At 34.3% G+C, this 11,210-nt stretch carries 10 protein-coding genes and 3 pseudogenes; 1 reads left to right on the plus strand and 12 read right to left on the minus strand.

Annotated features, from left to right (window positions below; all coding sequences use genetic code 11):
- Positions 1–141: 141 nt before the first annotated feature.
- Entirely contained in the window at positions 142–624 is a 483-nt protein-coding gene (locus tag G4D63_RS21455) for a hypothetical protein (protein WP_163182102.1), read from the minus strand.
- A gap of 176 nt (positions 625–800) precedes the next feature.
- On the minus strand, positions 801–1,046 hold the full coding sequence (locus G4D63_RS21460; protein ID WP_163182103.1) for a hypothetical protein: 246 nt from the start codon (positions 1,044–1,046) through the stop codon (positions 801–803).
- A gap of 568 nt (positions 1,047–1,614) precedes the next feature.
- Here G4D63_RS21460 and G4D63_RS21465 point away from each other — a divergent pair.
- Positions 1,615–2,850 (plus strand): IS110 family RNA-guided transposase, encoded by a 1,236-nt coding sequence (locus G4D63_RS21465; protein ID WP_163182104.1) that lies wholly within the window; start codon positions 1,615–1,617, stop codon positions 2,848–2,850.
- Positions 2,851–3,032: 182 nt separating this feature from the next.
- On the opposite strand, the gene G4D63_RS21470 is transcribed toward G4D63_RS21465, so the two are convergent.
- The 10 genes and pseudogenes from G4D63_RS21470 to ablB form a co-directional block, all read right to left on the minus strand.
- On the minus strand, positions 3,033–3,803 hold the full coding sequence (locus tag G4D63_RS21470) for a GNAT family N-acetyltransferase (protein ID WP_239586048.1): 771 nt from the start codon (positions 3,801–3,803) through the stop codon (positions 3,033–3,035).
- A 313-nt stretch (positions 3,804–4,116) separates the two neighbouring features.
- The gene (locus G4D63_RS21475; protein WP_163182105.1) at positions 4,117–4,422 is read right to left on the minus strand and encodes a hypothetical protein; all 306 of its coding nucleotides are present in this window, start codon (positions 4,420–4,422) and stop codon (positions 4,117–4,119) included.
- Positions 4,423–4,591: 169 nt separating this feature from the next.
- Positions 4,592–5,344: pseudogene (locus tag G4D63_RS22320) on the minus strand (lysostaphin resistance A-like protein).
- Positions 5,345–5,570: 226 nt separating this feature from the next.
- Positions 5,571–6,068 (minus strand): annotated as a pseudogene (locus tag G4D63_RS21490) (hypothetical protein); the annotation flags it as partial.
- Positions 6,069–6,216: 148 nt separating this feature from the next.
- Positions 6,217–6,468, minus strand: a complete 252-nt coding sequence (locus G4D63_RS22205; RefSeq protein WP_163182108.1) for a cold shock domain-containing protein — start codon at positions 6,466–6,468, stop codon at positions 6,217–6,219.
- A gap of 443 nt (positions 6,469–6,911) precedes the next feature.
- Positions 6,912–7,373 (minus strand): CarD family transcriptional regulator, encoded by a 462-nt coding sequence (locus G4D63_RS21500; protein WP_204559250.1) that lies wholly within the window; start codon positions 7,371–7,373, stop codon positions 6,912–6,914.
- A gap of 650 nt (positions 7,374–8,023) precedes the next feature.
- Positions 8,024–8,131 (minus strand): annotated as a pseudogene (locus G4D63_RS21505) (lysine 2,3-aminomutase); the annotation flags it as partial.
- 64 nt (positions 8,132–8,195) lie between these two features.
- The gene (locus G4D63_RS21510) at positions 8,196–8,483 is read right to left on the minus strand and encodes a YokU family protein (RefSeq protein WP_163182110.1); all 288 of its coding nucleotides are present in this window, start codon (positions 8,481–8,483) and stop codon (positions 8,196–8,198) included.
- On the minus strand, positions 8,476–9,885 hold the full coding sequence (gene kamA / locus G4D63_RS21515) for a lysine 2,3-aminomutase (RefSeq protein ID WP_163182111.1): 1,410 nt from the start codon (positions 9,883–9,885) through the stop codon (positions 8,476–8,478). Before kamA ends, G4D63_RS21510 begins: the two co-directional genes overlap by 8 nt.
- A 288-nt stretch (positions 9,886–10,173) precedes the next feature.
- On the minus strand, positions 10,174–11,028 hold the full coding sequence (gene ablB / locus G4D63_RS21520) for a putative beta-lysine N-acetyltransferase (RefSeq protein WP_163182112.1): 855 nt from the start codon (positions 11,026–11,028) through the stop codon (positions 10,174–10,176).
- Between the last annotated feature and the right edge of the window lie 182 nt (positions 11,029–11,210).

Consider the following 11,210-nt stretch of genomic DNA (forward strand, 5'->3'; position numbering starts at 1 on the left):
AGGTGGCGGAAGGTTATTTAGCATGCCCTTTTTTAGTATAGCATGATAGATTTTAAGTTTTTATTGAAAAATATTGACAAACTATTAGCTGGTTTACTTGAACAAAGGGCGGCTGCTTGTTCAGTAATCGCACTGGTTTGTTTAAAATAATATTTTATATTTCTTAAGTAATTCCAAGAACGCTTGGATTATCAGACGTGCCAGTGGTGTAGTCAATGGAAGTAAAATAAAGGCATATACTACTCCCGCCAATAAAACGCCATCTACATTAACGCCTGTATACCCGCCTTCTACATACGTTCTAAGACTTCCACCTCTTACAACCCACTCTCCAAATAAAGCACCAATAGTTCCACTATAAAGTGTGATAAAAAGTGCCGACATTAGACTTAATGACCAGAGTTGTTTATTTGATACCTTTTCTTGTTTTGTGAAATAATAACCTAATATCGCAAAGGTTAGTATAAAGGGAACAATCGTTGCGTAATAAATCCAGACCTCACCAAATATAGATGTAAAGCCGCCTGCAAACCCCTGTGCAAACAACATAAACATAAATGAAATACTAAACGATAAACCAAAACCAAAAATAATTCCGACTATAACTCCTTTTGTAATTCTCATAAGGATATTTCCCCCACAATAAAATCTAGCAATGCTAAAACCCTCGATAAAACTAGTCCTACTATAAAGTAAAAGAGATCCTTCTAGTTCAATTAACCTCCTTTAGCTTAATTAGTAGGTTCAGCACAAAGGGGCATTAATCCTGCAATAGATCAATACCTCCGTTAGTTCAATATCTACTTTCTAAAATCATCCATATGCCAATTCCAATTTGCATTAATAGTGTTTAAAAACTCTGCGATTTTTTCCTCCGATAAATCCTTTTCTCCAGTCAACATATTTGCATAAGATTTCAATACCCAGGTATCACCATAAGGCTTTGTAGGTGCTTTCCATTGTACAACGAACCTATACTCGCTTCCGTTTATTTTAACTTCAACCGAGAGAATATCTCCATGTAAAATAAAACTACTCATATCCATTCTCTTACACCTCCGTCAACATTTAACTTTATTATATGTATCTCTAATATCTTATCTAACAATCCTTTCCGTTCGTATTATAAGGTTAGCCAGAATGCTAAATATTTCTGGTTGACCATTTTTTATATGGTTTTATTATAACAGTAGCCAGGGTAGAACGTCCCTTCCCCTGGGACTTTTTGAATGATAACAAGGTGAAATTCTCGCTTGGCCTTTGGGGACCTTATATTGCTAAAGCTGTGCGTTTTACATGGAGAGGCGAACATGGCAAACTCTTGGTCCTTGCCAGTGATTTATTAATTGTTGGCATTTTGGCAAGGTATTCGTGTTCGTAGAGGCTCCATGTCAAACGACATTGGCCATCTGTCTAGTTATGGAAAATAGTCCTCTTTAACAAGCAAATTTTCCTTTTTCAATTCGATCCCGTGAAGTAAACCGTTCACCCCCTACTAATAGAAACATGTTTGAGGCTGGTTGGGACTGAGATCTCGTATAACAAGCGAAGCTATGATACTACTAGGAGGAATAGGGGTTACTGGCAAGATTATTTATGAGGAGGAGACTTATTATGAATCCAGTCGTTGGTCTGGATATATCTAAGGGTGAGAGTGAGGTTCAAGCATTTATAGATAAGGGAAAACCTTACGGTAAAAGTTTTAGTATTAAACATGATCTTGATGGTCTTAAATCGTTACTCGATTTTCTGAGAGGTTTAAAATCTGAAACGGGTATTAATCCACCTGTAGTTTTAGAGTCAACAGGACATTACCACGTACCAGTTGTGCAGTTTCTTGAGAATCATCAGTATTTATTAATCATTGTTAATCCACTAATCTCTCATAGAGCGAAAAGTTCTAGCTTGAGAAAAGTTAAAACGGATGCCGTTGATGCCTATCGCCTCTGTGAGCTTTACTACAAAGAGGACCTGGAGCCGTATAAAAAGCGTGGAATACAACTCTTGAATCTTCGTAATCTCACAAGACAACATGACAATATTACAGGAATGTATGTTCAAACAAAACTCCAATTTCAAGCTGTACTTGATCAAATATTTCCTGAATATAGAGGTGTTTTTGGTGACTTGTATTCGGTTGTTTCTTTGTGTCTTTTACAAGAATATCCCTCATCAGAAGATATTTTAGCAGTAAATGAAGATGCCTTGGCTGATAGGATTAAGGAGTTATGTAATAGTCGGTCTAGAAGATGGGCATTAGATAAAGCCAAAACACTAAAGGCAGCAGCTACAAGAAATCCATTCCAGAAGACTCTATATAATAGTCACTTACTGAGCCTTAGTATGTATATAAGTATGCTTCTTCAATACAAAGAGCATCTATCAGAGTTGGACGCTACTATAGATACTCTCGCTAAAGATATTGAAGAATATAAGATTATCCAATCCATCCCTGGTATCGGAGAAAAGATTGCAGCAACAATCATTTCTGAGATTGGTGAGATAGATCGGTTTAATCACCCGAAAAAACTTGTCGCATTCGCTGGAGTGGATCCAGAGGTGTTTGAGTCAGGAAAATTTAAGGCTACTCTCGTTCGCATAACAAAACGTGGTTCAGGAAGGCTACGGCATGCCTTATACATGGCTGTTCGTTCTGGTATCCGTGACTGTCGTACAAAGAAAACAACCGATGAAATTATCCCAAGAAACAAGAGATTAAGAGAGTTTTATGACAAGAAGCGTAGTGAAGGCAAACTTTATAAAGTAGCCGTAATTGCTTGTGTTAACAAGCTCCTACACTGGATTTTCGCCATATTAAAAAATAAAACCACTTTCCAAGATATAGAATAATTAGAACTTCTAACTAAGTAAAGAAAAACTTTCCAAAAGTTAGGTGGCGGAAGGTTATTTAGCATGCCCTTTTTTAGTATAGCATGATAGATTTTAAGTTTTTATTGAAAAATATTGACAAACTATTAGCTGGTTTACTTCAATAAGATAATCTTCAAGAATCGCCCAGTTATATAGATGATTTAGATTAATTCTTTTAGTCTCTTCATTGCAGAATGTACCGTAAGTCTATGGAATGAAATCAATTCATTTTTATAAATTACTCCATAGATACCATAAGGTGTAGGTGAAAGTTTCAACAATTCTTCTCTGTCCTTTAAATCAATAATTTCTGCCTTTATATCTAATTTGTTTGCTCCCTCTATAACATTATCAGTTGCTATATCTACAAATGGACACTGCTGCGTTCGTAAAATTGTTAATTCGTTAAATCTTTTCAACCTTTCATCCCAATCTTTTGGAAAATAAGGGTCTGGCAAATCCCCAAATTTATATACAAGTAATTCAAAACCATAAGGAGCTTGTTCAATTTCAATAAAGTTATTTTTTATAAAAACATCTTTACTTGGTGTCCATGAAGTTTCTGGATTTGTAATGACGATTACTCCATTCTTGTTTTGTTTCTTTGCATCTTGAATACAATAATCAATCAATTTTGAAGCATATCCTTTTCCTATAACATTTACCCATAAGCAATGAATAACCAAATAATTATCACCATAGACAGCTCTTGAAGAATACTCAATTGGAGTATATTCTATAAAGCCTGCTGGTTTGTTATCATCCATTACTTTTATATATTTTAAGCCTTCATTGAATCTTCCTTTAATCCAATTGTTTTTATTTGTATAACCTTTTGATTTTGGCTTACTGCGAAGACAATAACATCCCGTATTTTCTAGATTGTCTTCGTTTAACTCTACCAATTCAATCATCTGACTGATATTCTCCATGAATTCCTCCTGATTTAGTAATACGCAATATTTGTAATGTATTCACTAAAAAAAGCATTAATCCTCCTTGGGATTAATACTTTATTAATGTTTCGTTATTGAACTAACCTTACCCTTTAGTTGAGTGATTTCTATAAATATATCGTCATATAACGCTAATATGCTTTTGATTGATAATTCTTGGGAGGAGCCGAGTATCTTACCTTTTATGTATACATTGCTTCTTATCTTAGGTGTAGGTATCGTTTGTTTCTTATACAAATATTTAACAGGAAGCACGTTATATCATGGATAAATAAACTGTTTATAAATTCTAAGATTCGAAGAACAGGATAAAGGTGAGTATTTCATAGAGTTCAATCATTACTACAACAGTGATTAGGATTTCAGCAATTACAATAAAATACTTTGTTTTATTTAATCTTTTCATATGAACAAAGTACAATAGAAAACCGATTAATACTGAAAGGATAAGGGAAAGTATTGACGGGAAAATTAGAAATTCACCAAAATGTATACCAACATTTAAATTTAGTTGAATAAAATAAAAGAATATAAAATTCACAAGAGAAATAATTACTATAAATTTCATCTTAAAAATATTATCTAATATCTGCATATGTTCACCTCTCTTTAAGGGCATAAATCCTCTTTGGAACTTGTGCCCTTCTATACATAAACTTATTATACTAACCTCCCTTTAGTCGAATAGATTCAAGAAAAATAGCATTAATCCTTTCTTGGGATCAACGCACCCTATAGCTCTTTATTATATTTTCCCTTTTAAATTAATTTGAAATTTGATTGTTTAAGTAGGGGGTTAAAGATACATGTTTTGGATACAACCTATGTAATATATAAATAATGAAAGGGATTAGCATAACAAATAAAGTCGTTCCAATTGTTAACAATGTTATTATTTGATTAATATATTCTTTCATATCATTGGCACTAAATGAAGAGGTGGTTGAATAAATTCCGCTATAAATTATTGGAATCCCTGCAATAACGTTATTTAAACTATGTAGGATAATAGGAATAATAAGTTTTCCAGTCTTTAAATAGAGCGTACAATATAGAATTCCTAAGAAAAAATGACCAATAAAACCACTATTAAAATGAAGGAGAGCAAATATAAAAGAACTCAAAAGTGCTGCTTAAAATAATCCAATTGATTCACCCCATTTGTTAAAGAGAAAGCCTCTAAATAACAATTCCTCTGCTAACGGAGCTAGTGTAATGGTGACAATTAAACCAACTATAATTAGAAATAACCCTGTATTTTCAACAACGTTTGTATCAGGACCATTTATGAATTCACTTATAAAATCTTCATTAGCGAAATTAATTATGTTAATAACTGTTATTATGGCTGATATAGAAAACAAAACAAATAATAGCTGTATTCCTATGTATTTCATCATTTCATTTTTAGTTATATTAACACTACCGAAAATCCTATTAACAATAATACCTTTTTTGTGAAAAGTGTTCATAAGAGCAAGAACAATACTTATATACACTACACCTGAAGTCACCATACCTACGACTTTGTAGTGTAAATTAAATACCAAGCCTATAAAAAACACAAAGAGTATCACTATTAGATGAATAAGGAATATCTTTAATATTACTTTAAACACACTAACATCTTCTAGCTTATTCAAACTATCCCTCCCGTCTCTCCGTTTGCTTTATCACTTTATAAGGCATCGTCAGAATAGCATTTCTTCTTTCATTCTTTCTTGTTAAACTATACTTTCTCCGTTAGGTTAAGAACTTCACAATATCGCAAATCTTCATACTAAAAATCATATCAGAAGATAACAAGTTATTGTTCATATTTTCCACTTTATCTTGATCACCAAGTTCGGTAGATTTTTGCTGCTGGGATTTAAATTTCTTTTCCTTCAGTTCATCGCGCTTGTCACGTTTATCCTTAAGTGAGGAGTGGGCTGGATCTTCTTGATACTTTTGTCACCGATCTAATCGATTAAGATCATCCGGTACAAGATTAAATTTACTATCATTTATAACTGCCGAAATCCCAACATTTGATTTGTACTTTTCATAATTAGGATATACACCTTTGAAATATTCTTCCGCTGTTCCAGGTATATAATTTTGAGGTTCTGGGTAGGATGTTATTACACCCTCAAAATTCCTCAACACCACTTTATCCGCACTTTGCGAAATTAAATAATTCGGTTGTAACGAAATTTTGCCTCCCCCACCAGGAGCGTCTACTACGAAGGTAGGGACGGCGTTTTTTAAAGTAAGTATGATAGACACTAAACAACTGCAAATCAAGATGATTTATATCATCTTTAATTTGCAGTTTTAATCACACATGATGATAATTATGAGTAAAATTCCAGCTTTCTATTGCATAGTATCCCTTTACTACGTATTATCAAATCGTAATTAAATAAAACGTACTAATAGTAACAACATAAAAAAACACTAACTTAACTAAATTAGCAATCCCATATTTACAAAGAGGTAGGAGATCAATTATGTTTTCTGCTTGAGAGCCACGTTGTCCTTTTAGAATATCAAATTGTACGCGCTTCCCTTCATACAAAGATTTAAAACCATCACCAGTAATTTTTACGATTGTTAAATGTAAATAAAATAAAAAATGGTTTCCTTGTCTGGGAACCATTTTTTAGTTGACCATATGGTGTTACCAATTCGTTTTTTCTCTTTTACGTAAAGAAGATAAACAATTACTATTCACTGTCTCAGTATATGAAAAAAAATCTTAAAGATAAAGGTGAGATGTTTTTTTACTGTTACTTTTAGAAATAATGACTTAAGTAATATAGTTTGTACCTAAAACAATGAAAGCCCTACCTCTCTTTCATCCTTACGGATCCTTGTCCGTGCCAGTGTGAATCAGGATTGCAAAAATCAAGTAACTATTCTATCGGCGTTCGTAAAAGAAGTTTATAATAATAAAAATGGATTAGAAATAACAAAAGAGGATAATGCTCTGAAGGTGAGTTGAAGAAGTAGAATGTCTTTGAAAAGATTTACTTTTAATAATAAACACATTCCCAAAAAATCAGGATTTTCGGGAGATGTAATACATTATCTTAATTAACCTTAATAGAAACTTTTTATTTGACTCTCAGTAATCCCTTTAATTAATCCCAGTTCACTAATCAAAAATTCATGTGCGTTATCTAACATTTTTTTTTCGCTTGTATTAAGTGCTTTTTCTTTCTTCATACGCATTAAATCACGTACAACTTCAGCACAATCTTGTAATTTACCCGTTTTTATTTTGTCCGTGTTCACCTTATACCTTTGTTTCCACGGCAGTAATCTATCTGATTCTCCATGCTGAAAAATGTGTATGATCTGTTTTAATGCAATTATGTCAGTAACAGGGCGTATATATGAACTCAATATTTTACCGATAGGAATCATGACTTCCATATTACCTATTAACATTTTTATGACATAATACTGTTGTTTGTCCCCTGATATTTCCTTCTCTTCTATGGATTTAATTGTACCTGCACCGTGCATTGAATAAACAATGTTATCGCCAATTTGAAACAAATAATCCACCTCCATATATGGTAACCTATATAATCTTAGCATACATATTATTTTTTATCAAATTTTTAATAATACCATAAATTTAATTCAATTGTCAAACACAGTTTTTCTTTGAAAATCAGAAAAGTCAAAACAGTAGGAAATCGTGTCTGATTATTAATAAATAGAATACTGTTTCCCGTGTAAATTCTGTTACCTCTACTAACCTTAACTGGAATTGCACTGAATATGTGTAGAGTATAATATCCCCGCTAATTCAAATGACATTCCAATATTAATACCTATTCCTACCACCTCCATATACAGTAAGAGTAGGGGTTCATTAAAAGTAGTATTAGAATGTATCTCAAATACTTCTTTTCCCTCTTTATAAAGAACTCTAAATATAACCATTAAAAGACTAAGATATACCTAGAACAACCTTAATAGGTTTGTGACTTCTTTTAATATCTGTTTAGATACCTCCACTTATTTATAACTTAAATTCTATTTGTTATTTATTAAACTAGTAATGCCTTACTCCCTGCCAAGAAGTAAGACCCATTATATTTGCTCTATTAACAAAACTTACAGTTTGTTCATAGCTTCACAAAAAAAGAGCGAGTCGCTAACTGAATTTGAACGATTGCAACAGTTGTTAAAAACAATTTGAACTTCACAATTCCTCAACACCACTTTATCCGCACTTTGCGAAATCAAGTAATTCGGTTATTCGGTTGTAAAGCGATCTTTCCTCCACCACCAGGAGCGTCGCATACCAAGACAAAAAATTTTTTCATAACAAAGGCACCCATCACTGAGTGCCATTATCCTTAATATATATTAAGAAGAAAAATCAAAATAATTCCTCTTCAACAATCGAGGCATTTCCATCAATTCCTTAAATCCTATCGAACTACCAATCTTCTTCGTATCCACCAAAAACAATTGATCTTCAATCTCCTTCGTCACCTCATCTGTCTGATACACCATCTCACAATCCGAACAAACAACTGCAGGTGCCTCCGTAATCTCAATTGCTCTTGTCCCATCAGGCAACTCCCAATAAACGGTCCCGCTACCTATTGTCGCCTCAGCCCCACACCACTCGCAAGTTATTTCCCTACTCATTAGCAGTCGGCCTTTCAGAGTACTTCTTCTGTTCTACCTTAAATTTCTTTTCCTTCATCTCATCTCGTTTATCTCGTTTATCTTTTAGGGAAGAATGGGTCGGATCCTCCTGATACTTTTCTCTTCGATCTAGTCGCTGTAAATCTTCTGGCACCAGATTAAACTTCTGGTCGTTCATGACACCAGCAATCCCTATATTAGACTTATATTTTTCATAATCAGGATAAACCCCTTTGAAATAATCATCTGCCGTACCTGCCACGTAGTTCTGTGGTTCTGGATAAGAAGTTATTACTCCTTCAAAATTCCTCAACACCACTTTATCCGCACTCTGTGAAATCAAATAATTAGGCTGTAAAGAAATCTTTCCACCACCTCCAGGACTATCGACAACGAAGGTCGGGACTGCATAACCAGACGTGTGCCCTCTAAGGCCTTCCATAATTTCTAATCCCTTTGAGACAGGTGCTCTAAAATGTCCAATTCCCTCTGATAGGTCACACTGGTATATATAGTAAGGTCTTACTCTGATTTTTACTAAATCATGCATGAGCTTTTTCATGATCGGGACACTATCGTTTATCCCTGCCAAGATTACGGACTGATTTCCAACTGGCACACCCGCATTTACTAGCATCTCACAGGCTTTTTTTGATTCCTCAGTAATTTCGATGGATGTATTGAAATGTGTATTAAGCCAGACTGGATGGTATTTCTTGAGTATTTCACAGAGCTTTTCGGTAATTCTTTGTGGAAACACGACCGGTGCTCGAGTGCCAATTCGAATGATTTCTACATGGGGAATATCACGTAAATTTTTCAAGACGTATTCTAGAATTTGATCATTAATTAATAAACCGTCTCCACCCGAAATAAGTACATCTCGTACATCAGGGTTGCTCTTAATATAGGCAATTGCTTGGTCCAATTGTTTCTTTGGTACACCCATGCCTATTTGTCCCGAGAACCTTCTTCTTGTACAATATCTGCAGTACATGGAACACTGATTGGTTACTAGAAATAAAACACGATCTGGATAACGATGTGTCAATCCAGGAGTAGGAGAATCTTCATCCTCATGAAGTGGATCTTCTAAGTCATATTTGGTTTTCATGATTTCCTTCGAAAGAGGCACGGACTGCATGCGAATTGGACATCTTGGATCTTGTGGATTCATTAGTGAAGCATAATAGGGAGTAATATTAAGCGGTATTGTTTTGGTGGCAATTTTAACACCCTCTTCCTCTTCAGGTGTTAGATCAATTACCTTTCGTAAATCATCCAAGGTTCGGATTGTATTCGTTAATTGCCACAACCAATCATTCCATTGTTCCTCAGTGACACCCTTCCAGAGTTCTATATCCTTCCAGTGACGACTTGGTTTAAATACATCATGTTTCACGATAAACCCTCCTTTTTACTAACTTTACATAAGTATATGTGAGGGACATCTAAACGGTTATCACGATGTAAACGTTTTCAATTAAGAAAAGCATAAGCGCCCCGACAAGCAAATGTTCCTGGAAGAAAAAAGGGTGTCTTCCCTTTTATTCTTCGGGGGTTATTTGACCTAGGAAAAAAGTGTATTTCCTTTTTTCCCTCGAGGGGCTGGGGGCTGGAGCTAAATAAAGACAATTTTTTAAGATTTTGTGCTCAAAGCAGGATCCTGCACAAATTCATCACTTTCCTCCTAGGATAAATCCTTTACCCATACATTCATATCCTCTAATTTATCAAATATATAACAGTTTTTCGTCATTCTGCCTTTATATTTATATTCTAATTGGTGTAGGGCCTGGTTCATTCCATAAGATAAGGCACGGGCCATAGAGTATACACAAAAAACCCTGTTTTTTCGAAGTTCACCTTCAAGACTGACAATTAGATGCTTCATTAAACCATGCTTCCGGTGCTCTGATATAGTCGCACAGTCTGATATTTCAGCATTATAATAAGGTCGATCTATATAAGCAGAGGCTGTACTCACAATAGTTCCTTTATATTCAATTATATGAAAAATGGCATTACTTTTCATTAAGCTTTGAATATACATGGGGTCATTTAAAGGGGTGGGATAAATTTCGAAAACTTCACTGTAAAGCTCCGATAATCTTTCAGCATCTGTAGGGACTGCTTTTCTTAGTTCATAATCCTGAGGAAGTTGTTTTTGCATGGTATTATTTGTTGGGTTTAGCACCTTGTGCAAAATTTCATCCTCTTTGACCCACGACTCATTATACTTCCTGTCAGGATCAAAATACATGGTTAAAGCATAAGCATGACTGCCGTGAAAATACCCTTCAAAGATCGCCTCTAATAAAAATCCTTTTTCTACAAAAACATGAACATGCTCACGGCGTGAATAGATAATGGCCTTAGTATAATTATGATTAGTAGAAAGGTCGATCACATCATTCACGATATCCATTAAATTTCCGCGATAATCCATAATTCGTAATCTGGCATTAAAGTGGTCAAAGCAGGCAAATAAATAATAGCTGTCCTTTTCGATTTTCTGCTCTTCATAAAATGATGGAGTCTCCATGAAATCCCTCCCTTCCCTACATCCTACGAAACGGGAATATCTTTTATGATGAAACAGAAATTGTCCATAAAAAAAAATCGACGATGTGAAGTGAACCAAAAAAGTTAGACATTATATTTTAAGCAGCTTGTTGGACCTGAGACCTGTATTCAACGGGACTCAGGTCCTTTAACTTTGTCTTC

Source organism: Bacillus mesophilus (genome assembly GCF_011008845.1).
In the GTDB taxonomy this organism is placed as follows: Bacteria; Bacillota; Bacilli; order Bacillales; family SA4; genus Bacillus_BS; species Bacillus_BS mesophilus.